General features: G+C 62.8%; 27 protein-coding genes. 23 read left to right on the top strand and 4 right to left on the bottom strand.

What is annotated here, in order from left to right; translation table 11 throughout:
- The first annotated feature begins 85 nt into the window (after nucleotides 1-85).
- The 22 genes from QQK16_RS19195 (at nucleotide 86) to QQK16_RS19300 (ending at nucleotide 18,500) form a co-directional block, all read left to right on the top strand.
- Nucleotides 86-811 carry a beta-ketoacyl synthase chain length factor gene (locus tag QQK16_RS19195; RefSeq protein WP_284198096.1) on the top strand — a complete coding sequence of 242 codons (726 nt, stop codon included), beginning with the start codon at nucleotides 86-88 and terminating at the stop codon, nucleotides 809-811.
- Nucleotides 804-1,586 (top strand): lysophospholipid acyltransferase family protein, encoded by a 783-nt coding sequence (locus QQK16_RS19200; RefSeq protein ID WP_284198097.1) that lies wholly within the window; start codon nucleotides 804-806, stop codon nucleotides 1,584-1,586. The genes QQK16_RS19195 and QQK16_RS19200 overlap by 8 nt, the downstream gene beginning before the upstream one ends.
- Nucleotides 1,573-1,833 (top strand): phosphopantetheine-binding protein, encoded by a 261-nt coding sequence (locus QQK16_RS19205; protein ID WP_284198098.1) that lies wholly within the window; start codon nucleotides 1,573-1,575, stop codon nucleotides 1,831-1,833. The genes QQK16_RS19200 and QQK16_RS19205 overlap by 14 nt, the downstream gene beginning before the upstream one ends.
- A 119-nt stretch (nucleotides 1,834-1,952) precedes the next feature.
- Complete coding sequence (locus tag QQK16_RS19210; protein WP_284198099.1) at nucleotides 1,953-2,207, top strand: acyl carrier protein; 255 nt, start codon at nucleotides 1,953-1,955, stop codon at nucleotides 2,205-2,207.
- Between the two features lies 1 nt (nucleotide 2,208).
- Nucleotides 2,209-2,769 carry a hypothetical protein gene (locus QQK16_RS19215; protein WP_284198100.1) on the top strand — a complete coding sequence of 187 codons (561 nt, stop codon included), beginning with the start codon at nucleotides 2,209-2,211 and terminating at the stop codon, nucleotides 2,767-2,769.
- A complete protein-coding gene (locus QQK16_RS19220; protein ID WP_284198101.1) occupies nucleotides 2,762-4,453 on the top strand; it encodes an AMP-binding protein in 1,692 nt (563 codons plus the stop codon). The genes QQK16_RS19215 and QQK16_RS19220 overlap by 8 nt, the downstream gene beginning before the upstream one ends.
- Complete coding sequence (locus QQK16_RS19225) at nucleotides 4,450-5,187, top strand: glycosyltransferase family 2 protein (RefSeq protein WP_284198102.1); 738 nt, start codon at nucleotides 4,450-4,452, stop codon at nucleotides 5,185-5,187. The genes QQK16_RS19220 and QQK16_RS19225 overlap by 4 nt, the downstream gene beginning before the upstream one ends.
- Nucleotides 5,184-6,125 carry an LpxL/LpxP family acyltransferase gene (locus QQK16_RS19230; RefSeq protein WP_284198103.1) on the top strand — a complete coding sequence of 314 codons (942 nt, stop codon included), beginning with the start codon at nucleotides 5,184-5,186 and terminating at the stop codon, nucleotides 6,123-6,125. Before QQK16_RS19225 ends, QQK16_RS19230 begins: the two co-directional genes overlap by 4 nt.
- Nucleotides 6,112-7,665, top strand: coding sequence for an HAL/PAL/TAL family ammonia-lyase (locus QQK16_RS19235; protein ID WP_284198104.1), 1,554 nt, complete (start codon nucleotides 6,112-6,114; stop codon nucleotides 7,663-7,665). The genes QQK16_RS19230 and QQK16_RS19235 overlap by 14 nt, the downstream gene beginning before the upstream one ends.
- The gene (locus tag QQK16_RS19240; protein WP_284198105.1) at nucleotides 7,655-8,074 is read left to right on the top strand and encodes an acyl-CoA thioesterase; all 420 of its coding nucleotides are present in this window, start codon (nucleotides 7,655-7,657) and stop codon (nucleotides 8,072-8,074) included. Before QQK16_RS19235 ends, QQK16_RS19240 begins: the two co-directional genes overlap by 11 nt.
- The gene (locus QQK16_RS19245; protein WP_284198106.1) at nucleotides 8,071-8,682 is read left to right on the top strand and encodes a LolA family protein; all 612 of its coding nucleotides are present in this window, start codon (nucleotides 8,071-8,073) and stop codon (nucleotides 8,680-8,682) included. Before QQK16_RS19240 ends, QQK16_RS19245 begins: the two co-directional genes overlap by 4 nt.
- Nucleotides 8,672-11,038: an MMPL family transporter gene (locus QQK16_RS19250; RefSeq protein ID WP_284198107.1), complete on the top strand. Its 2,367-nt coding sequence runs from the start codon at nucleotides 8,672-8,674 to the stop codon at nucleotides 11,036-11,038. Before QQK16_RS19245 ends, QQK16_RS19250 begins: the two co-directional genes overlap by 11 nt.
- Nucleotides 11,039-11,049: 11 nt before the next feature.
- Nucleotides 11,050-11,346, top strand: a complete 297-nt coding sequence (locus QQK16_RS19255) for a hypothetical protein (protein ID WP_284198108.1) — start codon at nucleotides 11,050-11,052, stop codon at nucleotides 11,344-11,346.
- Nucleotides 11,347-11,385: 39 nt separating this feature from the next.
- A complete protein-coding gene (locus tag QQK16_RS19260) occupies nucleotides 11,386-12,612 on the top strand; it encodes an NAD(P)/FAD-dependent oxidoreductase (protein WP_284198109.1) in 1,227 nt (408 codons plus the stop codon).
- A complete protein-coding gene (locus QQK16_RS19265; RefSeq protein WP_284198110.1) occupies nucleotides 12,600-13,181 on the top strand; it encodes a DUF3261 domain-containing protein in 582 nt (193 codons plus the stop codon). Before QQK16_RS19260 ends, QQK16_RS19265 begins: the two co-directional genes overlap by 13 nt.
- Nucleotides 13,178-14,368, top strand: coding sequence for a beta-ketoacyl-ACP synthase (locus QQK16_RS19270; protein WP_284198111.1), 1,191 nt, complete (start codon nucleotides 13,178-13,180; stop codon nucleotides 14,366-14,368). The genes QQK16_RS19265 and QQK16_RS19270 overlap by 4 nt, the downstream gene beginning before the upstream one ends.
- The gene (locus QQK16_RS19275) at nucleotides 14,365-14,829 is read left to right on the top strand and encodes a hotdog family protein (RefSeq protein WP_284198112.1); all 465 of its coding nucleotides are present in this window, start codon (nucleotides 14,365-14,367) and stop codon (nucleotides 14,827-14,829) included. The genes QQK16_RS19270 and QQK16_RS19275 overlap by 4 nt, the downstream gene beginning before the upstream one ends.
- A gap of 29 nt (nucleotides 14,830-14,858) precedes the next feature.
- Nucleotides 14,859-15,587 carry a 3-ketoacyl-ACP reductase FabG2 gene (locus QQK16_RS19280; RefSeq protein WP_308447084.1) on the top strand — a complete coding sequence of 243 codons (729 nt, stop codon included), beginning with the start codon at nucleotides 14,859-14,861 and terminating at the stop codon, nucleotides 15,585-15,587.
- Complete coding sequence (locus QQK16_RS19285) at nucleotides 15,584-16,813, top strand: beta-ketoacyl-ACP synthase (RefSeq protein WP_284198114.1); 1,230 nt, start codon at nucleotides 15,584-15,586, stop codon at nucleotides 16,811-16,813. Before QQK16_RS19280 ends, QQK16_RS19285 begins: the two co-directional genes overlap by 4 nt.
- Nucleotides 16,814-16,889: 76 nt before the next feature.
- On the top strand, nucleotides 16,890-17,327 hold the full coding sequence (locus QQK16_RS19290; protein ID WP_284198115.1) for a hypothetical protein: 438 nt from the start codon (nucleotides 16,890-16,892) through the stop codon (nucleotides 17,325-17,327).
- 43 nt (nucleotides 17,328-17,370) lie between these two features.
- On the top strand, nucleotides 17,371-17,808 hold the full coding sequence (locus QQK16_RS19295; RefSeq protein WP_284198116.1) for an excinuclease ATPase subunit: 438 nt from the start codon (nucleotides 17,371-17,373) through the stop codon (nucleotides 17,806-17,808).
- 11 nt (nucleotides 17,809-17,819) lie between these two features.
- On the top strand, nucleotides 17,820-18,500 hold the full coding sequence (locus tag QQK16_RS19300; protein ID WP_284198117.1) for a 4'-phosphopantetheinyl transferase family protein: 681 nt from the start codon (nucleotides 17,820-17,822) through the stop codon (nucleotides 18,498-18,500).
- Nucleotides 18,501-18,744: 244 nt separating this feature from the next.
- Here QQK16_RS19300 and fabI read toward each other — a convergent pair whose 3' ends face one another.
- The gene (fabI, locus tag QQK16_RS19305; protein WP_284198118.1) at nucleotides 18,745-19,527 is read right to left on the bottom strand and encodes an enoyl-ACP reductase FabI; all 783 of its coding nucleotides are present in this window, start codon (nucleotides 19,525-19,527) and stop codon (nucleotides 18,745-18,747) included.
- Nucleotides 19,528-19,757: 230 nt separating this feature from the next.
- On the opposite strand from fabI, the gene QQK16_RS19310 reads away from it, so the two are divergent.
- A complete protein-coding gene (locus tag QQK16_RS19310; RefSeq protein WP_284198119.1) occupies nucleotides 19,758-20,561 on the top strand; it encodes an MBL fold metallo-hydrolase in 804 nt (267 codons plus the stop codon).
- A gap of 145 nt (nucleotides 20,562-20,706) precedes the next feature.
- Here the strand turns inward: QQK16_RS19310 and QQK16_RS19315 are convergent, their stop codons facing one another.
- The 3 genes from QQK16_RS19315 to QQK16_RS19325 form a co-directional block, all read right to left on the bottom strand.
- Nucleotides 20,707-22,491 carry an acyl-CoA dehydrogenase C-terminal domain-containing protein gene (locus QQK16_RS19315; RefSeq protein ID WP_284198120.1) on the bottom strand — a complete coding sequence of 595 codons (1,785 nt, stop codon included), beginning with the start codon at nucleotides 22,489-22,491 and terminating at the stop codon, nucleotides 20,707-20,709.
- An 83-nt stretch (nucleotides 22,492-22,574) separates the two neighbouring features.
- Entirely contained in the window at nucleotides 22,575-23,510 is a 936-nt protein-coding gene (locus QQK16_RS19320) for an electron transfer flavoprotein subunit alpha/FixB family protein (protein ID WP_284198121.1), read from the bottom strand.
- The gene (locus QQK16_RS19325; RefSeq protein WP_284198122.1) at nucleotides 23,511-24,260 is read right to left on the bottom strand and encodes an electron transfer flavoprotein subunit beta/FixA family protein; all 750 of its coding nucleotides are present in this window, start codon (nucleotides 24,258-24,260) and stop codon (nucleotides 23,511-23,513) included.
- Nucleotides 24,261-24,526 lie beyond the last annotated feature (266 nt).

Below are 24,526 nucleotides of genomic sequence, written 5' to 3' on the forward strand. Positions count from 1 at the left end.
GCCCATGGGTGGGCAGGGGGTGAGGGTCGTGTGCTGGACTCGGGATTTCCTTCGCGCCAAAAAGTTCAATTAGATTGCGCGATTAATGACAGTAAGATTTTCAATAGATGCTTGGGCCGCTTGGGCGCCGGGTCTGGTCGGCAATGATGCTTGGCTGGATTGGCTGGCTGCGCCGCAACCCTTGGTTGGCGAAGGTGCGCCTGTGTTGGCGGAGATGCCGGCCATGATGCGGCGGCGGGTCGAGCGTCTGGGCAAGGTGGCCTTGCAGGCCGCCTATTGGGCCCAGGGCGATGCCGAGGCGTGTCCCCATGTTTTTGCCTCGCGCTTTGGGGACGTAACCCGTTCGGTGGAATTGCTGCGGCAACTGGCCGCCGGTGAGGGGCTGTCGCCCACGGCGTTCAGCATGTCGGTGCACAATGCCATAGGTGCCTTGTTCTCCATCGCCCGCGCAGATACGGGTGCTTGTACTGCAGTGGCCGCTGGTGCCGAGACGGTAGAGGCGGCCTTCATGGAGGCGTTGGGCCTGCTGGCCGATGGCGCGCCGGCTGTGCTGGTGGTGTATTACGATGAGCCCCTGCCAACGCCGTATTCGGATTTTGCCGAATACCTGGATTTCCCCCGTGCTTGGGCCTGCCGCTTGAGCCGCTGCGAAAGTGGTGGCATATCCTTGCAGCCTGGCTTGCTGGCAGGTGCGTCTGAACCGGCGACTCTGCCAGATGACCTGGCCGCCCTGCGCTTTCTGCTGGGGCAGGCTCCGGCCTGGCAGCATGACGTGGCTGGCCGTAGCTGGCACTGGGTGCGCCATGCTTGAGCTGCTGGATCGTGGCTGGCGCGTTATCGCCACCGCCATTGCTTTTTCGAGCTTCGGCCTTGGCGGCTTGCTGCTGCGCCTGGTGTATTTTCCGCTGCTGCAGCTGATCGTGCGCGAACGCGCCAGGCAGACCCGCCTGGCCCGGCTTTCCATCCACCATACCTTCCGGCTGTTTATCGAGCTGATGCGGGTGCTGGGCATCTTGCGCTACGACATCGTCGGCGCGGAGCGACTGCGTCGGCCCGGCCTGCTGATCCTGGCCAATCACCCGACCCTGATCGACGTGGTGTTCCTGATCTCGCTGGTGCCAAATGCCGACTGCGTGGTGAAGGCCGCTCTGGCACGTAACCCGTTTACCCGTGGTCCCGTGCGCGCCACCGGCTACATCTGCAACGATAGCGGTGCCGGCCTGGTGGAAGACTGCGTCACCTCGGTGCATGCAGGCAACAACCTGATCATCTTCCCCGAGGGCACGCGTACACCCGTCGACGGGCCGATGAAGCTGCAGCGTGGCGCCGCCAATATCGCGACCCGTGGCCCCTGCACCATTACGCCGGTCACCATACGGTGCGAGCCGTTGAGCCTGACCAAGGGCTTGCCCTGGTGGAAGGTACCGGTGCGGCGCATGCATTTCACTATCGTCGTTCGCGACGATATCGAGGTGGCGCCTTTTCTGGCAGGCGCCGGTAATGAACCGGCCCTGGCGGCACGCCACCTGACCGATTACTTGCACGATTATTTTTCTACGGAGAAACCCGCCCATGCAGGCGCTTGAACAAGAAATCAAGGCGATCATCATTGAATCGCTGAATCTGGAAGATGTCACCCCTGACGATATCGACGCTTCCGCCGCCCTGTTTGTGGATGGCCTGGGGCTGGATTCCATCGACGCGCTGGAGCTGGGACTTGCCCTGCAAAAGCGCTACGGCGTCAGCATGTCGGCCGATTCGGAAGAAACCCGCCAGCACTTTGCCAGTGTCAGTGCACTGGCGCAGTTTGTTGCTGCACAGCGCACCAAGTAATTCGCCATCGGCATGATCACCATGCGCCATGGGACGCACCGGGTGGACATGCGGTACTACCGTAATCATGAAATGCATCAGCGGCCTATGTCATGGCTTGCTGGTGCCAGGGGTAAACCATGACCAAGCAGGAAATGTTCGATCGCCTCAGCGCGATTCTTCAAGAAACCTTTGATATCGCGCCCGAGCGTATCAAGCCCGAATCGCGCCTGTACGATGATCTGGACATCGACAGCATCGATGCCGTGGATCTGATCGTCAAGCTCAAGCCCATCGCAGGCCGCCGCCTGCAACCGGATGCCTTCAAATCGGTGCGTACGCTGCAGGATGTGGTGGACGCCCTGTATGGCCTGATGCACGACGCCACGGCCTGATGTGAGCGCGTCCACGCGTGTGCGTGCGGTAGCGGTCGGCCTGCTGACGCTCAGCTACCCGGTGCTGGTCTATCTGGGTCTGGGACGCTTCGAGCCGCGTTGGCTGGCCTTGCTGCTGGCTGGCCTGGCACTGTTGCGGGCGATTGCCACCCGTCAGCCAACCTGGCTGGCAGCGGCGGCTGGCGCCCTGCTGCTGGCGCTAGTGACGGCGGTGGGTAACCACGCGCTGCCGCTCAAGCTCTACCCGGTGCTGGTCAATGCCGTGCTGCTGGTGGTGTTCTGCACCAGCCTGATCTATCCGCCCAGCGTGATCGAACGGTTGGCGCGCCTGCAGGAGCCCGATCTACCGCCCGAGGGCGTGATCTACACCCGCAAGGTGACTCAGGTGTGGTGTGGTTTCTTTGTGCTCAACGGCAGCATTGCCCTGGTGACGGCGCTGTGGGCCAGTGATGCGGTCTGGGCCCTGTATAACGGCCTGATTGCCTACGGCCTGATGGGCATGTTGTTCGCTGCTGAATGGCTGGTTCGCCGCCGCGTGCGTGCTGGAGTAATACATGGCTGATTTCCTGGCCCTTGAACAATTGCTGGCCGTGGGCCGCCCCGCCGCCATGACCGTGGCTGTACGACAGGGACTGCAGCTGGACTTTGCCTGCCTGGCGCAACAGGCGGCCAACTGGTGCGCGGCTTTTGCCGCGCAGCCTGGGCGCCGCTTTGCGCTGTACTGTCACGACAGCTTTACCTTTGCCGCTGCCTTGCTGGGGGCCTGGCATGCCGGTGTGTGCGTTTATCTGCCGGCCGATGTGCTGCCCGCCACCCTGGCGCGCTTGCGGGGCGAAGTGGATGGCTTTGCTGGCGATATTGCCGGCGAGGACTGCCTGCAGCCCTTGCCGGATGCGGTAGTGCCCGATTGGCCTGCGCTGGAAAAGCAGGCGCCGGGCCTGGTGGTGTTTACCTCGGGGTCGACCGGTGAACCGGTCGCCATTACCAAGCAACTGTCGCAGTTGTTCGATGAAGTCCAGTCGCTGGCGGCCTGTTTTGATACCGATATGGGCGAGGCCATGGTGCTGGCGACGGTGTCGCATCAGCACATTTACGGCCTGCTGTTCCGTGTGTTGTGGCCACTGGCGGCTGGCCGCGTGTTCGCCGCCGATCGGCTGGTGTTCCCGGAGGATATCGTGGCCGCCCTGGCGGCCAACGGCGACTGTGTACTGGTGGCCAGCCCTGCCCATCTCAAGCGCTTGCCGGATAATCTGCCGTGGGCGGCCGGCAAGACCAGCCTGCGGGCAGTGTTCTCGTCGGGCGGCCCTCTGCCTGCAGAGGCCTTGCCCGATTGCAGGCGGTTGCTGGGTAGGGCGCCTATCGAAGTCTATGGCAGCTCCGAGACGGGCGGCATTGCCTGGCGCCAACGTATGAACGACGATGACCTGGCCTGGCGTGCCTTGCCGGGGGTGAAGCTGCGGCTGGATGGCGAGACGCTGCTGGTGCAGTCTCCCCATCTCGCAGGCACGGATTGGCAGCGCACCGAGGACAGGGTCAGCCTGCTGGGCGATGGTTTTGAGCTGCTCGGCCGGGCTGATCGCATCGTCAAGATTGAAGAAAAGCGGGTCTCGCTGACGGCCATGGAGCGAGCCTTGCTGGCGACCGGACTGGTGGCCGAGGTGCGGGTATTGCCGTTGAGCGGTTTACGCTTGACCCTGGGTGTGCTGGCTGTGCCCAGCGCTGCAGGTTGGGCCTTGATTGACGAGCAGGGCAAGCGTGCCCTGAATACCCGCTTGCGTGCTGCGCTGGCGGAGCTGGTGGAAGCCAGCGTGCTGCCGCGCCGTTGGCGCTATGCCTGGGCCTTGCCCAGCAACGCCCAGGGCAAGGCGACGGAAGCCGCCTTGCAAGCCTGGTTTGACCCAAGGCGCCCGGCGGCACGCCTGCTGTCGCGCACTACGGGCGAGGCCAGCCTGGTGCTGGAGATCGACGCCCGCTCACCTTATTTTGTGGGGCACTTTCCGCAGACGCCTATCCTGCCGGGTGTCACCCAGCTGGACTGGGCGGTGCTGTTTGGACGCGAGCTGTTTGCCATTCCAGCCGGTTTCCTGCGGCTGGAGGCGGTGAAATTCCAGCAGGTGATAGCGCCAGGCAGCCAGGTGAGCATGGATTTGAGCTGGCAGGCCGAGCGAGGCAGCCTGGGCTTTAAGCTCACCTCTGCCGCCGGCGCGCACGCCAGCGGGCGCATCGTGTTCGGAGCGCCAGCATGAAGACCTGTGCCGTGATCCCGGTCTACAACCATGGCGAGGCCATCGGTGCGGTGGTAGCCGCCGTTCGCCAGCACGGCCTGCCGTGCCTGCTGGTGGACGATGGCAGCGAACCTGGCTGCGCTGCGGTGCTCGATGCCCTGGCGGCGGCCGATGCAGCCGGTGTGCAGCTGCTGCGCCTGCCGCAAAACCAAGGCAAGGGCGGTGCCATGATTGCCGGCCTGCGCCAGGCCGCCAGACTGGGCTATAGCCATGCCCTGCAGATTGATGCCGATGGCCAACACGATACGGGTGATATTCCGGCCTTCCTGAGGCTGTCGGCGGCGCAGCCGGCGCACCTGATCTGTGGCTGTCCCATTTACGACGAGAGCGTGCCCAAGGCCAGGCTTTATGGCCGCTATGCCACCCATATCTGGGTGTGGATCAATACCCTGTCGCTGCAGATACGCGATTCCATGTGCGGCTTCCGGATCTATCCGCTGGCTCCTACCGTAGCCTTGTTGGACGCGGTGAACATAGGACGCCGCATGGATTTTGACACTGAGATCCTGGTTCGGCTGTATTGGCGTGGCATGGTCATCGTCAATCAGCCTACCCGGGTTTGCTACCCCAGCGATGGTGTGTCGCACTTCAAGGTCTGGCTGGACAATGCCCTGATTTCGCGCATGCACGCCCGCCTGTTCCTAGGCATGTTGTTACGTGCCCCTATGCTGTTATGGCGCAAGGTGGCCGCATGAGTACCGCGTCGCGCCAGCATTGGGCCGAGATGGGCGAGAACACCTTTGTCCTGGGTATCTGGCTGCTTTACTGGGTGCACCGCTTGCTGGGCCGCTGGCCTTTCCGGCTTTGCCTGTACCCGGTGGTGTTGCTGCACTGGGCTACCAAGCCGGCGCTGCGTGTATCTTCCATGCAATACCTGGCGCGGCTACAGCAGGCGACGGGTGCGCTGGGCAGGCCACCGGTATGGCAGGACAGCGTCCGGCATGTGATGCTGTTTGCTGAAACCATGCTGGACAAGTTGTTGGCGGTATCGGGGCGATACCAGTTTGCCCAGGTGCGCAGCGTGGGCAGCGAGGTGTTGCACCAAGCTGCCTTGGCGGGGCAGGGTGGGGTGATTGTCACCGCCCATATGGGCTGCCTGGAGCTGTGCCGCGTGCTGGCCGAACGTAAGGGAGGGCTCAAACTCAATGTGCTGGTGCATACCCGCCACGCAGTGCGCTTCAACAAGCTGCTCAAGCGGCTGAATCCGAACAATGAGCTGACCTTGCTGGAGGTCACCGAGATCAGCCCCGCCACTGCTGTGTTGCTGGCCGAGAAGGTGGCTGCCGGCGAGTACGTGGCCATTGCGGGCGACCGCATTCCGGTCTTTGCCAGCCAGACGGTGACCACCGAGTTCCTGGGGCATCAGGCGCCCTTTCCGGTGGGGCCATACGTGCTGGCCAGCCTGCTCAAATGTCCCCTCTATCTGCTGGGCTGCATACACGAGAACGAAGGCTACACCCTACATTTCGAGCAGCTTGCCGAGCAGGTGCAATTACCGCGCGGCCGGCGCGAAGTCGCCATGGCTGACTATGCCGGCCGCTACGCCACCGCGCTGACGGCCCTGGTGCGCCGCTCGCCTTTTGATTGGTTCAATTTCTTTCCCTTCTGGGATCAAACACATGCAAAACCTTGACCGCAACACTGATCCCATCCGATTTGACGGTAGCCGACTGACCATAGAAGACGTGGTGGCGGTGGCCGAGCAGCGCCAGCCAGCCGAATTGTCTGCTGACCCGGCTTTCCGCGCCCGTATCGCCCGTGGCGCCGACTTCCTTGACCGCCTGCTGGCGGAAGATGGCGTTATCTACGGTGTGACCACCGGCTACGGTGATTCCTGCACCGTCAGCATCCCGCCCGAGCTGGTCGCTGAACTGCCACACCATCTGTACACCTACCATGGTTGCGGTGCCGGCCGCTTCCTGACGCCGGAAGAAACCCGTGCGGTACTGGCAACCCGGCTGGCTTCGCTGTCGCAAGGCATGTCGGGCGTCAGCGTGGGCCTGCTGGAGCAGATCGCAACCCTGATGAAGCACGACATCCTGCCGTTGATCCCGGCAGAAGGCTCGGTCGGCGCTAGTGGCGACCTGACGCCTTTGTCTTATCTGGCTGCCGTGCTGTGCGGCGAGCGTGAGGTGATGTACCAGGGCCAGCGCCGACATGCCGCTGATGTGCTGGCTGAGCTGGGCATACAGCCGTTGCGCCTGCGCCCCAAGGAGGGCCTGGCCATCATGAACGGCACGGCCGTGATGACGGCGCTGGCCTGCCTGGCCTGGCGGCGTGCCGATTACCTGTGCCAGCTGGCAACCCGCTTGACCGCCATGAACGTACTGGCCAGCGCCGGCAATGCCCACCATTTCGACCAGGCGCTGTTTGCAGTCAAGCCTCATATCGGGCAGCAGCGCGTGGCGGGCCGTATCCGCGAGGATCTGGCCAGCGACCAGCCCAGCCGCAATGAGCAGCGTCTGCAGGATCGCTACTCGCTGCGTTGCGCTCCACATGTGATCGGTGTGCTGGAAGATGCCCTGCCTTACTTCCGCACCCTGATAGAGAACGAACTGAACAGTGCCAACGATAATCCCATCATTGATGGCGAGAACGAGCGCGTGCTGCATGGCGGTCATTTCTACGGCGGCCACATCGCCTTCGCCATGGATGGCCTCAAGAATGCGGTGGCCAATGTGGCCGACCTGCTGGATAGGCAACTGGCGCTGCTGGTGGATACCCGCTTCAACCATGGCCTGCCCAGCAACCTGTCGGGTGCCACGGGCCCCCGTGCTGCAATCAATCATGGCCTGAAGGCACTGCAGATCAGCGTGTCTGCCTGGACTGCCGAGGCGCTCAAGCAAACCATGCCGGCCTCGGTGTTCAGTCGCTCTACCGAGTGCCATAACCAGGACAAGGTCAGCATGGGCACCATCGCCGCGCGCGATTGCCTGCGCGTGCTGGAACTGACCGAGCAGGTCGTGGCGGCCATGCTGATCGCCGCGCGCCAGGGTGTTGCCCTGCGCCGCCGGCTGGATGTCGAGCTGGTGCTGCCGGCCGCGCTGGCCAGCATGCAGGCTGATCTGGAAGACCGTATCGCCCTGGTGGTAGAAGACCGGGCTTTGGATGGCGAGCTGCAATCGTTGCTGGGCGCAATACGGCGCGAGGCCTGGAGTGTCTATGTCGATTGACCTTGCCCACGAGATCGAGCTGGCACCGACCTTCCATGACCTGGACCCGATGAACATCGTCTGGCACGGCAACTATGTGAAGTACCTGGAAATCGCCCGCTGTGCCCTGCTGTCACGGTTCGATTACGACTATCCGCAGATGTATGCCTCGGGCTTTGTCTGGCCCATCGTCGACATGCGCCTCAAGTATGTGAAGTCGGCAGTGTTCAATCAGCGCCTGCGTATCCGGGCCGAGATTGTGGAATGGGAAAACCGGCTCAAGATCGAGTACCTGATTAGCGATGCCGACACCGGCCAGCGCCTGAACAAGGCCTACACCATACAGGTGGCGGTCTGCACCGAGAGCCAGGAGATGCAATACCTCTGCCCACCGGTGTTGTGGGAAAGACTGGGAGTGCCCGCGCCATGAAACAGTGGTTCCGATACGCTTTGCTATTGTGCCTGGCGCTGCCCGGTTCTGCCTGGGCCGCAGATATCGCCGAGGCGGTGAAAGCACGGCTTAGCAGCCCTCAGGTCCTGCGCGGCCAGTTCGAGCAGCAGAAGAGTGTGGTGGGCTTCAAGAAGCCCCTGCTGTCCAGTGGCGAGTTCCTGCTGTGGCGTGGCCATGGCGTGCTGTGGCAAACCCGCAAGCCTTTCGAGTCCAGCCTGGTGGTGAGCCCGGACAAACTGTCGGCGGAGTCGGGACAGGCCAGCTATCAGCTGGAATCCAGCCGCGAGCCGGCATTGCAGGCCATGAATGAGCTGCTGTTTGCCTTGCTGGCGGGCGATGTGGCCGTGCTGCAGAAGCGCTTCCTGACCGATGGTGGCCTGCGTGGCAAGGATGCCTGGGTATTGGCCCTGACTCCGCGCGAGCCGGGTCTGGCTCGGGTATTCAAGCGAGTGATACTGGAAGGCGAGCGGCATGTGAAGCTGGTGCGGCTGGAAGAGGCCAATGGCGACAGCAGCCTGATCCGTTTCGATAAGCTGGTTGAGGCCAGCGCCCCCACGGCCGAGGAGGCAACGCGCCTTGGCCGCTAAGCGTCTCTCTCTGTGGCTGGCTGCCGTGTGGGCGATCGTTGTGCTGGGCACTGTGCTGCACCAGGTTCAGTTCTGGCGGGCTGCCCGCCTGAACACCGATGTGCTGGCGCTGCTGCCCGAGAACGAGCAGGCGCCCGCCGTGAGTGCGGCTACCCGTAAGCTGGCGGAGCAGTCGCAGCGCCAGATCGTGCTGCTGGTGGGCGCGTCCGACTGGTCGCAGACCCGCCGTGCAGCCCAGATGGTGCAGGCCCGCTTGGCCACCCAGCCAGCGTTGTTGCAGCCCGCCGCGGTGGATGCCGGCAAGCTGGATGCGGCGGTGGCGTTCTACCAGCCCTGGCGTGACCGCTTGCTGACCCAGGAACAATTGCGGGCCTTGGCGTCGGCACCAAGCGAGCAATGGGCCAGCACTGCCTTGATGCGTTTGTACCAACCTGCTGCAGGGCCGCAGTTTGGCGACCGGCTGGCTGACCCGCTGGGCCTGTGGCAGGACTGGTGGGCTGAACGGGCGGCTGAATCACCCGCCCGCCCGCGCGATGGCCTGTTGTGGTTGCAGGGCAAGGGGCAGCAGTGGGCGCTGCTCAATTACCAGTTCCAGGGTGCCGCCTTTGCCGTGACGGGTGAGGCGCCGCTGGCCGAACTGCTGCAGGCCAGCCGTGCTGAGCTGGCCGCCCAAGGTATGGGCGAGATCAGACTGCTGGCCGCAGGGGTGCCGCTGCATGCCGAAGCTGCTGCGGCCCAGGCCAACCGGGAGATGAGCACCATAGGCTGGGGTTCCTTGCTGGCGGTGCTGTTGCTGGTCTGGCTGACCTTCCGTTCACTGCGGCCGATCGTCCTGGTGGGCCTGTCGCTGCTGATAGGTTGCGGCGTTGCGCTGAGTGTGACGGCCATGCTGTTTGGCCAGGTGCATCTTCTGACTCTTGTGTTTGGCGCCAGCCTGGTCGGGGTGGCCGAGGATTATGGTTTCCATTATTTCGCGGCTCGCCAGGGACGGCCGGCCAGTGAGCGCTGGCAGGTGCTGCGTGGCCTGTTGCCTGGTATGGCACTGGCGCTGCTGACCAGTGTGGTGGCCTATATGGCGCTGGGTTTGGCTCCGTTCCCTGGCTTGCGGCAGATGGCCGTGTTCTCGGTAGCAGGCTTGTTGGCGGCCTTTTTGACCGTGGTGTGCTGGTTCCCGCTGTTTGACCGGGGTGCCCTGCCGCAAACGGCCTTTGCCCGCTATCTTGCCAACAGCCTGACGCGTTGGCCGCGTTGGCAGCCCAACCGCAAGGGCTGGCTGCTGGCGTTGGTTCTCCTGGTGGTGTTGGGTGTAGGCCTGTCACGCTTGCAGAGCCGCGATGACCTGCGCCAGCTGCAGGGCTCGCCGGCCAGCCTGATGGCCGAACAACTGGAAGTAGGGCGGTTGCTAGGCATGCCCAGCCCAGGCCAGTTCTACCTGGTGGCGGGCGACAGCCCGGAGCAGTTGCTGCAGCGAGAGGAAGGATTGAAGGCAAGGCTGGACGGCCTGGTAAGGGACGGCGTCTTGCCGGGCTACCGCGCGGTCTCGGACTGGCTGCCCTCGCTGGCTACACAGCAGCGTGCCGCCTTGCTGACGGCACAGGCCGAACGGCATGCGCTGGCGGCCATTGCCGAACAGACGGGCGAGCAGCCGGCCCGACCGCTTCAGGCGACCCAAGCGCTGGATCCAGCAACCTGGCTGGCCAGCCCCGCCGCATCGATTATTGCAGCGCAGTGGTTGGGCGAACTGGACGGTAAGCACTACAGCGTATTGATGCTGCGCGGCCTGAGCCCGGCCATGTTGCCGGCGCTGGACAAGGCGGCCACCGATTTGCCTGGCGTGCGCTGGGTGGACAAGACGGCGGAGATATCCAGCCTGCTGGCACGCTATCGCCTGGGCATGAGCTGGCTGCTGCTGGCGGGCTATGTGGCAGTGTTCGTGGCCTTGGCCTGGCGCTTCCGTCTGGCTGCCTGGCGTGCCTTGCTGCCCACCTTGTTGGGCAGCCTGCTGGTGCTGGCCTTGCTGGGACTGCTGGGCGTGCCCTTGCAGCTGTTCAATGTGCTGGCGCTGGTCTTGCTGCTGGGCATGGGGGTGGACTACGGCATCTTCCTGCTGGAACACCCCGGTGATGGCACCGCCTGGCTGGCGGTAGCGCTGGCCGGTGTCAGTACCTTGCTGTCGTTTGGCCTGCTGGCATTTTCTGCCACGCCGGCCCTGCAGGCCTTTGGCCTGACCATGTTGCTGGGTGAACTGCTGATCTGGCTTTTGACACCTTGTTTCCGCCCCGGCGCAGCATTTGCCCGCGAGCAGGTAGAAGCCACCCCGGTATCGCAGCTTGCCACGGCAAACCATCAACCCTGAGTGCAATAAACATGACGACAAACAGCCTGGCCCTTGCCCCGGTGGCGACCCTCAATCAGTTCATCCTGCGCCATATCGAGAAGATCGAGATGGTAGGGGTGCTGATGCGCATTTTCAGCTTCAGCCTGGTGAGCTGGATGGGGGCGGCCAGTCCCTTCATGTTCGTCTGGATATTCAACACCATCGATGCCGTGATGCTGGCCTGGTGTTCCAGCCTGCGGCGTGACCGGGCTTATACCGTGCTCAATACCTTCTGGATCCTGGTCGGCGTGGTGGGCATCCTGCGCGCTGGGCAGATCATCCATTAATTCGCTGCGGCCACAGCGCCAGCAACAAGGAACAAGACCATGCGTCATGAACAAACAGAAATCCTGATCATTGGTGCCGGCCCATCGGGTTCGGTGGCGGCCGGGCTGTTGCGGCAGCAGGGGCGGCAGGTGCTGGTGATCGAGAAGGAACAGTTTCCCCGTTTCTCCATCGGCGAGAGCCTGCTGCCGCAATCGATGGAATACATCGAAGCCGCCGGCTTTCTGCAGGATGTGGTCGAGGCCGGGTTTCAGTACAAGAACGGTGCGGCTTTCCAGCGTGGCGAAAAGCAGACCCAGTTTGATTTCCGTGACAAGTTCTCCAAGGGCTGGGGTACCACCTACCAGGTGCAGCGGGCCGACTTCGACCACGTGCTGGCCAAGGCGGCCGAAAAGGCCGGTGCCGAGGTGCGCTATCGGCATCAGGTAGTGACGGTGAATGTGGACGGCGAGCGTCCGCAGGTGACGGTTTTGTCGCCGGAAGGCGAGACCTACCAGGTCAGCGCCCGATTCCTGCTGGATGCCAGCGGTTTTGGCCGCATCCTGCCGCGCCTGCTGGATCTGGAAACCCCCTCGGCTTTCCCCTTGCGTGGTGCCTACTTCACCCATGTGCAGGACAATATCCCCAGTGGCAGTTTCGACCGCAACAAGATACTGATCTCGGTGCATCCCGAGCATGTCGATGTCTGGTTCTGGACCATCCCCTTCTCCAACGGCCGTTGCTCGCAGGGCGTGGTGGCACGCACCGAATTCCTCGAGCGCTATAGCGGCACCGAGACAGAGCGCCTGCAGGCCATCATTGCCGAAACGCCTACCCTGGCGAGCTTGCTCAAGGACGCGGTCTGGGATACCCCGGCGCGCAAGCTGACCGGCTATGCCGCCAACGTCAAATCGCTGTGGGGCCCCGGCTACGCGCTGCTGGGCAATGCGGGCGAGTTCCTCGACCCGGTGTTTTCCAGCGGCGTCACCATTGCCGTCAAATCGGCCAGCCTGGCTACGGCCGCCATTGCCCGTGAATTTGCCGGCGAGAAGGTGGACTGGCAGGCGGACTATGCCGATCCCCTGAAGGGCGGGGTGGATGCCTTCCGCGCCTTTGTGGAGAGCTGGTATGCCGGCGGCTTTCAGGATGTGATCTTCCACCAGGATCAATCGCCCGAGATACGTCGCATGATTGCCGCCATCCTGGCCGGCTATGCCTGGGACAAGCAGAACCCCTACGTGGCTGAACCACGCCGCCTGAAGACGCTGGAGCAGCTGTGCGCCGCCTGATAGCCACTGCCGCCTTGCTGCTGGCGGCTTGTGCCAGCACGCCAGAGCCGCGCCCGGCCATGCCGGCCTTGCGCCTGGCGCCAGCGTCATTTGGCAGCAGCGTCAGCCTGGCACAGCGTCTGACGCTGGAACGGCTGGAAAACCGTTTGCCCGGCAAGCGCGAGGAGACCCCGCGCGTGCTGGAGGCCCTGCTGGAAATCGATCCAAGCACAGTACAGCTGGCCGGTATCGCGCTGGGCCAGCGCGTACTGACCCTGAGCTGGGATGGGCAGGACCTGCAGCAGAACCGCCATCCCAAGCTGCCGGCCGAAGTCGATGGTGGCCGTGTACTGCGGGATGTGCAGCTGGCTTACTGGCCGGCCGAATCGATACGCCAGGCGCTGCCGGCAGGTTGGGTGCTGCTGGATGATCAAGGCCTGCGGCAATTACAGCAGGATGGTGTGACTGCACTGAGCGTGCGCTATAGCGCGAACCCGCGCTGGGCGGGGGATGCCGTGCTGGAGAACCAGCGCGAAGGCTATCGGCTGCAGATTGAATCACGTTTACAAAGCACGGAACCCGCGCCATGACGAGCCCGGTCTATCTCAATGAACTGGGCGTCGTGTGCGCCCTGGGCGATGGCCCAGCTGCCGTCAGGGCAGCCCTGTTTGCGACCACGCCCGGTGGCGTGGCTGAAAACGCCAGCCTGATGCCCGGCCGCGCCCTGCATCTGGGCGCTGTACAAACCCCCGTGGCAGACGTGGCCGGGTTGCCCAGCGTCCACCGCAGCCGCAACAACGCCCTGCTGCTGACTGCACTGGCACAGATACGGCCGCAGGTGGATGCGGCCATCGCCCAATATGGCCCGGAGCGGGTTGCGGTCGTGCTGGGTACCAGTACCTCGGGCATAGGTGAAGCCGAGTTGGCCATCGATCACCACCGGCACCATGGCGAATTGCCGCTTGGTTTTCATATCGGCCAGCAGGAGATGGGCTCGTCGGCCATGATGCTATGCCAGTTACTGGGCCTGGGCGGGCCCTCGCTGGTGATCTCTACGGCCTGCTCATCCAGCGCCAAGGCGCTGGCCAGTGCTGCCAGGCTGCTGCAGATGGGTGCTTGCGACGCGGTGATTGTCGGCGGCGTGGACATGCTGTGCGCCTTCACGGTGGCTGGCTTCTCGGCCCTGGAGTCGGTCAGCGCACCGCGCTGCAATCCCATGAGTGCCAATCGCTGCGGTATCAATATCGGCGAGGCGGCGGCCTTGTTCCTGATGAGCCGCGCCGAGGGGCCTGTGCGGCTGGCGGGGTGGGGAGAATCGTCCGATGCCCACCATATTTCGGCGCCGGAGCCCAGCGGCCGTGGCGCCATGACCGCCATGCGCGCTGCCCTGGAACGTGCCGGCCTGCAGCCGGCCGATATCGGCTATGTCAACCTGCATGGCACGGCCACGCCGCAGAACGACGCCATGGAAAGCCTGGCCGTGCGTGAGTTGTTTGGCGCGCATACGCCAACCAGCTCGACCAAGCCTTTGACCGGCCACACCCTGGGTGCGGCAGGCGCGCTGGAAGCCGCCCTGTGCTGGCTGACTTTGCATGATAACCCCGACGGCCTGCTGCCGCCGCATTGGTGGGATGGCGTGGCAGACGCCGCGCTGCCGACGCTAGCGCTGGTGCGGCCGGGCCAGGCTCTGGGCAGGCCGCTGGACTACGCCTTGAGCAATTCATTTGCCTTTGGTGGCAGCAATGCCAGCGTGGTGCTGGCACGGAGCGGTGCATGACGCAGATCGACTACCCGATTTCGGCCATCGTGCCGCATGCCGGCCCCATGAGCCTGCTCGATCGTGCGCTGACGGGTGACGCGGAATCCCTGGTGGCCGAGGTGGACATCAGGGCCGAAGGCCTGTTTTTTGATGGCTATGGCGTAGCCGGCTGGGTGGGCATCGAGTTCATGGCGCAAGCTGTGGCGGCCTGGGCCGGCTGGCAGGCTAGGCTGGCTGGTGGCGAGCCCAAGGTGGGGTTTCTGCTGGGCAGCCGCCGCTACGACTGCCAGGTGTCGCATTTCTTGCCAGGGCAGACCCTGCGGGTAAGCGCCAGGCGGGCCTTCCAGGCCGACAATGGATTGGGGCAGTTCGACTGCCGGATAGAGATAGGCGATCAGTTGGTTGCCAGCGCGGCACTTACCGTATTCGAGCCCAAGGATGCCGAGGCATTCCTGGCGGGCCAGGCGGATGGTAGCTGAGCGATAGCATGAATGAGGTAGCAGGAATGATGGATAAGACCATATTGGTCACGGGTTCCAGCCGTGGCATAGGCAAGGCGATCGCCTTGCGACTGGCCCGCGATGGCTATGATCTGGTGCTGCATTGCCGCAGCCGGGTGGAAGAGGCCGATGCTGTGGCGGCCGAGATCGTCGCGCTGGGGCGCACTGCACGGGTGCTGCAGTTTGATGTGGCCGACCGTGCCCGCGCGGCCGAGGTGCTGCTGGCCGATGTGGAAGCGCACGGCTGCTACTACGGCGTGGTCTGCAATGCCGGCATCGCCCGCGACAATGCCTTCCCGGCCATGCCGGCCGAGGATTGGGATGCCGTGATCCATACCAACCTGGACAGCTTTTACAATGTGCTGCACCCGCTGACCATGCCGCTGGTACGCCGGCGCAAGCCTGGCCGTATCGTGACGCTGTCGTCGGTATCGGGCTTGATGGGGAATCGCGGGCAGGTGAACTACAGTGCGGCCAAGGCCGGCATCATCGGCGCCACCAAGGCGCTGGCGGTGGAACTGGCCAGCCGCGCCATCACGGTCAACTGCGTGGCGCCTGGCCTGATCGATACCGAGATGGTCGAGGCCGAAGTGCTGGACGAGGCCTTGAAGATGATACCGGCCAAGCGCATGGGTAAGCCGGAGGAAGTGGCGGCGACTGTGAGTTTCTTGATGAGTGAGGATGCTGCGTACATTACGCGGCAAGTGATTTCAGTTAATGGGGGGTTGATCGGATGAAACGCGTAGTGGTGACTGGCATAGGCGCGATCAGCCCGCTCGGACATGACTGGCCCACCGTACTGGCGCGGCTGCAGGCAGGCCGTAATGCGGTACAGGTGATGCATGAATGGGCGGAGTACGACGGCCTGCATACCCAGGTGGGTGTGCCCGTGCCGGACTTTGTTCTGCCCCCCGAGAACTACAACCGCAAAAACACCCGCAGCATGGGCCGGGTGGCGCAGATGGCCACGCGTGCCAGTGAAAAGGCATTGATCGATGCTGGCCTGCTGGGCGATCCGCTGGTCAAGAGCGGCCGCATGGGTATCTCCTACGGCTCGTCTTCGGGCACGCCTGCCAACATGGGCGACTTTGGCCGCATGATCGTCGAGAAGACCGTCGATGGCGTCAGCGCCACCACCTATATCCGCATGATGGCGCATACCGCCGCCGTGAATATCGGTGTGTTCTTCGGCATCACCGGCCGCATCGTCACTACCTCCAGCGCCTGTACCTCGGGCAGCCAGGGCATAGGCTATGCCTACGAGATGATACAGTCGGGCAAGCAGGTAGCCATGCTGGCCGGCGGCGCTGAGGAACTGGATGCCACCGAAGCTGCGGTGTTCGACACCTTGTTCGCCACCAGCGTCAAGCATAATGACAGCCCCAACCTGACTCCACGCCCCTTTGATGCCAACCGGGATGGCCTGGTGCTGGGTGAAGGCGCCTGTACCTTCGTGCTGGAGGAGCTGGAGCATGCCAAGGCGCGTGGTGCCAAGATATACGCCGAGATCATTGGATACGGCACCAATAGCGATGGCCGCCATGTGACCCATCCCAATGCCGAGACCATGGCGGTAGCCATGCAACTGGCACTGGACGACGCCCGGCTGTCGCCTTCCGACATTGCCTATGTCAACGCCCACGGCACCGCTACCGACCAGGGTGATGTGGCCGAGACCCAAGCTACCCACAGCGTGTTTGGCGAACGCATGCCTATCAGCTCGCTCAAGAGCTTTATGGGCCACACTCTGGGCGCCTGCGGCGCGCTGGAAGCCTGGATGAGCATACAGATGATGCACAGCGGCTGGTTTGCACCCACCCTTAACCTGGAAACAGTAGACCCGCGCTGCGGTGCGCTGGACTACATCACGGGTGACGGCCGGAAGATAGAAACCGATATCGTGATGAGTAATAACTTCGCGTTTGGCGGGATTAATACATCTTTGGTGTTCAAGCGTTTCTGATCGCTATTGCGGTTGAGTTTGTTGGGCTTGACTCAGAAAGTATCAGCCCTGTTTTTGATTATTAAACTAGGAATTGATGATGAAGCACTCCTTGATTGCAGCCAGCCTGGCGCTGGCACTCTCCTCTCACTTTGCTGTAGCCGCTCCGGTTGTCTTCAAAGAGCCGACTGCTGTCGTTCTGACTCGTGCTGATGGCCAGGCACAGACCAAGGCCATGGTGCGTTCTGCTATTGTTGCAGGCGCTTCCTCGCTGGGCTGGCAGGTCATTGCAGAGACGCCCGAAAAGCTTACGCTAAAGTACAGCAAGGGCGGCAAGATCGAGTTGACGCTAGATGCCAGCTACGATGAGAAGGGTTATCAGCTCAAATATGTCAGCAGCCTTAACTTGGACTATGGCATGCGCAATGGGGAAATGACCATACATCGTACATATGAACGTTGGGTGATCAATCTGCAAAAGCATATACTCATGGCCCAGATGGTTACCCCGGCACAACCGACGGTAGCTAACTGATCCTGTAGATACTTATCTGACCGAAACGAGGGGAAAACAGACCATGAAGAAGTTGATCGCCTGTAGCCTGTTGGCATTTGCTTTGGCACCTGCCGCGCAAGCGCGCGACACGGTATTGCATATACCGCTAGCTGATGTAATTGCCATGCCCGAGGCTCAGGGTAAGCTGGACGGGTCGGTCAAGTTCTTCCTGAATGGTCAAAAGACACCCAAGGTTTTGCAGAAGCTGGATACAGACACCTCCAATCAGAAAACGAATGGTGTCGGCAAGAGCGATGAATTTGGCTGCAAGTGGGCTGCTTTGTCGGCGCTGGTGGCTTTCCAGAACTCGGCCAAGCAGCGTGGTGCCAATGCGGTAGTCGATCTGGTCAGCTACTACAAGAAGAACGAAACCAAGAACGACACGACGATAGAGTGCCATGCTGGCAGTTTCGTGATTGGTGTAGCGCTTAAGGGCAATTACGCCAAGATAGCCAACTAATAGTTCGACCCATGCTGCATCTGGAGCTTGCCCCCTGTGATCGGCTGTTGGCCGAACTGCAGGCGGCAGGCTCTTTTGCTTTGAGCGAGTCGGAGCAGGCGCGGCTTGATGCGATCAGCGCGCCCAGGCGGCGGGCGCAGTTTCTGGCGGGGCATTACCTGGCGCGCAGGTTACTGAGCCAAGCGTATGGTGGGCAGCCCGCTGATTGGCAGATAGATAGCCAAGCAGGAGAGGCACCCAGCGTGGTCGGTCATGCGGGTATCTCCATCAGCCTATCGCACAGTGCAGACTGGTTGTTGTGCGCCGTGTCAGATAGTCCCGTAGGGGTCGATTTGGAGCTGGCCAAGCCGGGCCGGGATATCGCGGGCATGGCGGCCATGGTCTGCCACCCCGTTGAGCAGGCGACTCTGGCAGGCTTGGCGCCGGCAGCGGCGCTGGCGCAGTTTACCGAGTACTGGACGCTGAAAGAGGCCTGGCTCAAGTGCCATGGCCTGGGGCTGGATTACGCCCTGATGCGGCGCTTGCTGGCTGCGCCTAGGCCGGTGGGTTGCAATGCCGCCAGCTGGCATAGACCTGATCTGGGCCTGCATGTGGCCTTGGTCTGTACGGGTGGCGTTGGCACCGATCGCCTGTATGTGGCAGGGCTGGACGAAGGCCTGGTGGCACGAAGCTGGCTGTTGAGCGAGGGCTGAGGCCAGGGCTAGCCAAGCGTATCGTACCGCATCCACTCATCCCGACGTTGATCCATCGGCTAGGCTCCCGCTCAATCGCTGGTGTAGCCCTTCATGTATTTGAGCGTCAGGCCCTCCATCTCGGTCTGCCGTAGCTCTGCCAGCGTTTTCCAGATGCTCAGCGTCAGCTCAGGGTATCGGTCCTAGGTACCAACAACAACGCCCGGGCCAGCCGGGCGTTGTTGTGATGCTAAGGCAGTCGGTCTTACTCGCCCATGCCTGCGGCCACTGTGCTGTAGCCAGCGTCCACGTGCATGATCTCGCCGGTTACGGCCGAGGACAGGTCAGACAGCAGGAATGCAGCAACGTTGCCGACTTCCTCTATGGTGACATTGCGCTTCAGTGGTGCGGATTCTTCCACGTGGTGCAGTATCTTGGAGAAACCGGCGATACCGGCAGCGGCCAGGGTTTTGATGGGGCCGGCCGAAATGCCGTTGACGCGTATGCCCTGGGCGCCGAGTGCCGACGCCATATAGCGCACGTTGGCTTCCAGGCTGGCCTTGGCCAGACCCATGACGTTGTAGTTCACCACGGCGCGTTCGGCACCCAGGTAGCTCAGGGTCAGCAGGGCGGCATTGTCGGCCAGTTGCGGGCGCAGGGCCTTGGCCAGGGCGGCGAAGCTGTAGCTGCTGATATCGTGGGCGATCTGGAAGGCCTCGCGGCTGACGGAATCCAGATAGTCGCCAGACAGCGCTTCGCGCGGCGCGAAACCGATGGAATGCACCACGCCATCTACCTTGTCCCAGACCTTGCCCAGGTCGGCGGCCATGGCGGCGATTTCCTCATCCGAGCTGACGTCGCAGCGCAGTACGATATCGCTGCCCAGCTCGCTGGCCATTTCGACCACGCGATCCTTGAGCTTGTCATTCACATAGGTAAATGCCAGGGTGGCGCCTTCGCGCTTGCAGGCCTTGGCGATACCGTAGGCGATGGAACGGTTGGACAGCAGGCCGGTGATCAGTATCTTCTTGTCGGCAAGAAAACCCATCTTGTCTCTTCCTTCACTTGGGGAAGCGGCGATTGTAGCCTTGCCTTGCCCTTGGGCCAACGTCGATCCACCGGTCAAACGCTTGATCTGTGAGCTGCTGGCCGGGCAGACTGGCATAGGTGCTAGCTATGGCGTCTGGCGGTGGTGGATCGCGCGTTATCTTGCGCTGCATCAAAATGGGGATGGGCCAGGATGGATAGCCTGCGCGCTTTGTCTTTAAAGGGCCAGGTATGGCGATTTCACTGTACGACGATGGTAGCCACCGCTGCCTGATGTTTGCCGATCTGGTGGACGATGATGATGACCACGCTGTCCAGGCCAATCAGTTTCTGCTGGTGTCAGGGCGCGAAGGCGCCTTGATCGATCCGGCCGGCAACATGACCTACAACGCCCTCATCATGGCCATGGCGAGCTATTTTCCGGCGCGTGAGCTCAAGTACATTCTGGCCTCGCACGCCGATCCGGACATTGTGGCCTCATTGAACAAATGGCTGATCAGCACCCAATGCACCCTGGTGGTGTCCAAGCTCTGGTCGCGCTTTGTGCCGCATTTCTGTACCGCCGGTAATGCGGCCGGGCGCATTCTGGGGGTACCGGACGAGGGGGGCTGGTTCAAGCTGGGGGAGGAGCGGGTTGCCGCAGTGCCCGCCCACTTTCTGCATGCCGAGGGTAATTTCCACTTCTACGACCCCCGCTCGCGCATCCTGTTCTCGGGCGACATGGGGGCGTCCATGGTGGCGCACGAGTTAGTGGCAGAGCCTGTCAGCACTGTAGCGGAATTCACACGGCTCATACCCAGCATGGAAGGCTTCCACCGCCGCTATATGGTGGCGAACAAGGTCTGCCGGCTCTGGGCAGACATGGTCAGGCCCATGGTGGAGCGCGGTGAGATCCTGATGATGGTGCCCCAGCATGGTCGCTACATGGTGGGTAAATCGGTGCTGCTGGCATTTCTGGACTGGATCAGTGCGCTCAGCTGCGGCATAGACCGTTTCGACTCCGGCCATTACCGCATGCCGGCTGAGCTGGCCTGAAACAGCCATTGCAGGTGGCGGGGGGCGCAGTGCCGCAGCAGCAGAGTCGGGGGTTAGTGATGTCGTAATGGCAAGCACCCGGGTTTCCCCGGATGCTTACGCTGCACCTACCGTGATGCTAGTGCTTGCAGCCTTGTATCGCCCCTCAAAACGCCTCTTCCGGCAGTGCCAACACCGTATCAGCACCATGCAATATGGCTGCCGAGAGTCCGCCCACCTGGGGTAGCAGGTGCACGGCAAAGAAGCGGGCGGTGATCAGCTTGGCTTCTAGGAAAGCGCTGTCCGCATCGCCGTCAGCCAGCTTCTGCTTGGCCACCAGTGCGGCGCGGCCCAGTTGCCAGCCGCCCAGTACGATACCCATGAGTTTGAGGAAGGGCACCGAGCCGGCGGCAACGGCCTTGGGCTGTGCTTCAAACTGGCCCACCACGAAATCGGTGCTGGCACGGGCGTGGACCAGGGCAGCATCCAGTGCATCGCCGACCTCGGCCAGGCCCTGGGTCTTCAGCTGAGCAGCCACGGCCTCCACTTCGGCCAGCAGGGCGCGGGCGGTGCGGCCTTGCTCGCTGGCTGTCTTGCGGCCCACCAGATCCATGGCCTGGATGCCGGTCGTACCTTCATAGATGGCGGTGATACGGGCATCGCGCAAATGCTGGGCGGCGCCGGTTTCCTCGATAAAGCCCATGCCGCCATGGATCTGCACGCCCAGCGAGGTGATTTCGTTGACCTGCTCGGTGTTCCAACCCTTGACGATGGGGATGAGGAAGTTCACCACGGCCTGCCACTTCTGCTTCTCGGCGGCATCGGGGTGGCGTGCGGCGCGGTCGAGTGCGGCGCCGGCGTAGTAGGTCAGGGCGCGCTGGGCTTCGATCTGGCTCTTCATGGTCATCAGCATGCGGCGGATATCGGCATGCTTGATGATGGCGGCCGGCGCTGGGTTGTCCGACCCCAGCTCGCGGCTCTGCACGCGATCCTTGGCGTAGGCTACCGCCTGCTGATAGGCCCGCTCGGCTATGGCCATACCCTCGATGCCCACACCCAGGCGTGCCTGGTTCATCATGGTGAACATGTAGCCCAGGCCACGGTGGGCTTCGCCCACCAGGTAGCCTATGGCGCCGCCCTTGTCGCCGTAGCTCATCACGCAGGTAGGCGAGGCATGGATGCCCAGCTTGTGCTCCAGCGAGACGCAGCTGACATCGTTGCGCTCACCCAGCGAGCCATCGGCATTGACCAGATACTTGGGCACCACGAACAGCGAGATGCCCTTCACGCCTGCGGGGGCGTCGGGCAGGCGGGCCAATACCAGGTGGACGATGTTCTCCACCATATCGTGCTCGCCCCAGGTGATGAAGATCTTCTGGCCGCTGATCTTGTAGGTGCCATCACCGACCGGCACGGCCTTGGCACGGACCTGGGCCAGGTCCGAGCCGGCTTGCGGTTCGGTCAGGTTCATGGTGCCGGTCCATTCGCCCGATGCCATCTTGGGCAGGTAGGTCGCCTTGAGCTCGTCCGAGGCGTGGTGTTCCAGCGCTTCAAAGGCGCCCAGGGTCAGCAGCGGGCAGAGGCTGAAGGCGACATTGGCGGCACACCACATTTCCTCGGTGGCCATGGCGATCAGGGCAGGCATGCCCTGGCCTCCGAACTCGGTGGGGGTGCGCAGGCTGACCCAGCCGTTTTCGGAGAATTGCTGGTAGGCAGACTTGAAGCCAGGCGCGGTGGTGACGATGCCGTCGCTGAGCTTGTTGCCGTGCTGGTCGCCGACCTTGTTCAGCGGCGCGATCACGTTCTCGGCCAGCTTGGCGGCTTCTTCCAGGATGGCATCGGCCAGTTCGGGATTGACGTCCTCATAGCCGGGCAGGGCGCCGACCTCATTGAGGCCGGCTAGTTCGTTCAGCACAAAGCGGATGTCGGCAACGGGTGCACGGTAGCTCATGGTTATCTCCAATTCGAGCGCTTGCTTGATTCGTGGGGCTGAAAAAACGGCCACCGTGGTGACCGTTTTAGTTCATACGATGCTTACTTGTTGAGTTCTGCGATCAGTTCCGGCACGGCCGTGAACAGATCGGCCACCAGGCCGTAGTCTGCCACCTGGAAGATGGGGGCTTCCTCATCCTTGTTGATGGCGACGATGACCTTGGAGTCCTTCATGCCGGCCAGATGCTGGATGGCACCGGAGATACCCACTGCCAGGTAGAGCTGCGGCGCGACGATCTTGCCGGTCTGGCCGACCTGGTAGTCGTTGGGGGCGTAGCCCGCATCGACAGCGGCACGGCTGGCGCCGATGGCGGCACCCAGCTTGTCGGCCAGGGGCTCCAGCACGCCATGGAACTGCTCGCTGGAGGCGAGGGCACGACCGCCGGAGACGATGATCTTGGCGGCGCCCAGCTCGGGGCGGCTGGACTTGGTCAACTCCTGGCTGACGAAGCTGGATTTGCCTGCATCGCTGCCAGCGCCGATGCTCTCTACCGTAGCGCTGCCGCCGGTGGCGGCAGCATCGAATGCGGTGGTGCGGACGGTCATCAGCTTGATGGCATCGCTGGATTGCACGGTGGCGATGACGTTGCCGGCATAGATGGGGCGTACGAAGGTGTCGGCCGATTCGACGGCGATCACATCGGAAATCTGCGCCACATCCAGCAGGGCGGCCACGCGCGGCAGCAGGTTCTTGCCGTGGGTGGTGGCGGGCGCCAGCACATGGCTGTAGCCACGGGCCAGTTCCACTACCACGGGGGTGACGTTCTCGGCCAGCTGGTGGCCCAGGTGGGCGGCATCGGCCAGCAGCACCTTGGCTACGCCAGCGATCTGGGCAGCAGCCTGGGCGGCGGCAGCGGCGTTATGGCCTGCAACCAGCACGTGGATGTCGCCACCGATCTTCTGTGCAGCGGTAACGGTATTGAGGGTAGCGGCCTTGAGCGAGCCGTTGTCGTGTTCGGCAATGACGAGGATAGACATTTAGATCACCTTCGCTTCGTTCTTCAGCTTGGCTACCAGCTCGGCAACCGAAGCCACCTTGATGCCGGCCTTGCGCACGGGCGGCTCGGCAACCTTGAGGGTCTTGAGACGGGGCGCAGCGTCCACGCCGAGTTCTGCCGGCGTAGTCTTGTCCAGCGGCTTCTTCTTGGCGGCCATGATGTTGGGCAGCTTCACGTAGCGCGGCTCGTTAAGGCGCAGGTCGGTGGTCACGATGGCGGGCAGCGACAGCGATACGGTTTCGAGACCGCCGTCGATTTCGCGGGTGACATTGACCTTGTCGCCGGCCAGCTCCACCTTGGAGGCGAAGGTGCCTTGCGGCGCATTCATCAGTGCAGCCAGCATCTGGCCGGTCTGGTTGGCATCGTCGTCGATGGCCTGCTTGCCCAGTATCACCAGCTGCGGTTGTTCCTTGTCGGCCAGGGCCTTGAGCAGCTTGGCAACGGCCAGGGGCTGCAGCTCGGTATCGGTCTCGACATGGATCGCGCGATCAGCGCCCATTGCCAGGGCAGTGCGCAGGGTTTCTTCACACTGCTTGACGCCCAGCGAGGCCACGACGATCTCGCTGGCCTTGCCGGCTTCCTTCAGGCGCACGGCTTCTTCGACGGCGATTTCGTCGAAGGGGTTCATGGACATCTTGACGTTGGCAACATCGACATCGCTGCCATCGGTCTTGCAACGGACTTTGACGTTGTAATCAACAACGCGCTTCACTGCGACCAGGATTTTCACACTGCCTCCGCTGGGGATCGGATTAGGAATTCGTGTACACGCGACGTCCAGGTGACGTCAACGTAAGAGGGCCTGAAGCATAGCACCAGCGAGGGATATCGTCACCGCACCATGATGCCCGGCGCTTGCCGCCCAGGTGGTTCAGGGCGGGCAAATGTGCGGGGTGCCGTGACATATCCCGACTTTGGCGGTACTGCCGCAGCGGGCCATTGACCACAACTTAGCACCTAACAAATGATTTAAACAAGCGTTTGATTTGTGCATGT

The organism is Chitinimonas prasina, from assembly GCF_030160395.1.
GTDB lineage: Bacteria > Pseudomonadota > Gammaproteobacteria > Burkholderiales > Chitinimonadaceae > Chitinimonas > Chitinimonas prasina.

Bases quoted from the DNA above. Each gene is read 5' to 3' on its own strand.
- QQK16_RS19195 (WP_284198096.1), top strand. From the start codon at position 86: ATGACAGTAAGATTTTCAATAGATGCTTGGGCCGCTTGGGCGCCGGGT.
- QQK16_RS19200 (WP_284198097.1), top strand. From the start codon at position 804: ATGCTTGAGCTGCTGGATCGTGGCTGGCGCGTTATCGCCACCGCCATT.
- QQK16_RS19205 (WP_284198098.1), top strand. From the start codon at position 1,573: ATGCAGGCGCTTGAACAAGAAATCAAGGCGATCATCATTGAATCGCTG.
- QQK16_RS19210 (WP_284198099.1), top strand. From the start codon at position 1,953: ATGACCAAGCAGGAAATGTTCGATCGCCTCAGCGCGATTCTTCAAGAA.
- QQK16_RS19220 (WP_284198101.1), top strand. From the start codon at position 2,762: ATGGCTGATTTCCTGGCCCTTGAACAATTGCTGGCCGTGGGCCGCCCC.
- QQK16_RS19225 (WP_284198102.1), top strand. From the start codon at position 4,450: ATGAAGACCTGTGCCGTGATCCCGGTCTACAACCATGGCGAGGCCATC.
- QQK16_RS19230 (WP_284198103.1), top strand. From the start codon at position 5,184: ATGAGTACCGCGTCGCGCCAGCATTGGGCCGAGATGGGCGAGAACACC.
- QQK16_RS19235 (WP_284198104.1), top strand. From the start codon at position 6,112: ATGCAAAACCTTGACCGCAACACTGATCCCATCCGATTTGACGGTAGC.
- QQK16_RS19240 (WP_284198105.1), top strand. From the start codon at position 7,655: ATGTCGATTGACCTTGCCCACGAGATCGAGCTGGCACCGACCTTCCAT.
- QQK16_RS19245 (WP_284198106.1), top strand. From the start codon at position 8,071: ATGAAACAGTGGTTCCGATACGCTTTGCTATTGTGCCTGGCGCTGCCC.
- QQK16_RS19255 (WP_284198108.1), top strand. From the start codon at position 11,050: ATGACGACAAACAGCCTGGCCCTTGCCCCGGTGGCGACCCTCAATCAG.
- QQK16_RS19260 (WP_284198109.1), top strand. From the start codon at position 11,386: ATGCGTCATGAACAAACAGAAATCCTGATCATTGGTGCCGGCCCATCG.
- QQK16_RS19270 (WP_284198111.1), top strand. From the start codon at position 13,178: ATGACGAGCCCGGTCTATCTCAATGAACTGGGCGTCGTGTGCGCCCTG.
- QQK16_RS19275 (WP_284198112.1), top strand. From the start codon at position 14,365: ATGACGCAGATCGACTACCCGATTTCGGCCATCGTGCCGCATGCCGGC.
- QQK16_RS19280 (WP_308447084.1), top strand. From the start codon at position 14,859: ATGGATAAGACCATATTGGTCACGGGTTCCAGCCGTGGCATAGGCAAG.
- QQK16_RS19285 (WP_284198114.1), top strand. From the start codon at position 15,584: ATGAAACGCGTAGTGGTGACTGGCATAGGCGCGATCAGCCCGCTCGGA.
- QQK16_RS19290 (WP_284198115.1), top strand. From the start codon at position 16,890: ATGATGAAGCACTCCTTGATTGCAGCCAGCCTGGCGCTGGCACTCTCC.
- QQK16_RS19295 (WP_284198116.1), top strand. From the start codon at position 17,371: ATGAAGAAGTTGATCGCCTGTAGCCTGTTGGCATTTGCTTTGGCACCT.
- QQK16_RS19300 (WP_284198117.1), top strand. From the start codon at position 17,820: ATGCTGCATCTGGAGCTTGCCCCCTGTGATCGGCTGTTGGCCGAACTG.
- fabI (WP_284198118.1), bottom strand. From the start codon at position 19,527: ATGGGTTTTCTTGCCGACAAGAAGATACTGATCACCGGCCTGCTGTCC.
- QQK16_RS19310 (WP_284198119.1), top strand. From the start codon at position 19,758: ATGGCGATTTCACTGTACGACGATGGTAGCCACCGCTGCCTGATGTTT.
- QQK16_RS19315 (WP_284198120.1), bottom strand. From the start codon at position 22,491: ATGAGCTACCGTGCACCCGTTGCCGACATCCGCTTTGTGCTGAACGAA.
- QQK16_RS19320 (WP_284198121.1), bottom strand. From the start codon at position 23,510: ATGTCTATCCTCGTCATTGCCGAACACGACAACGGCTCGCTCAAGGCC.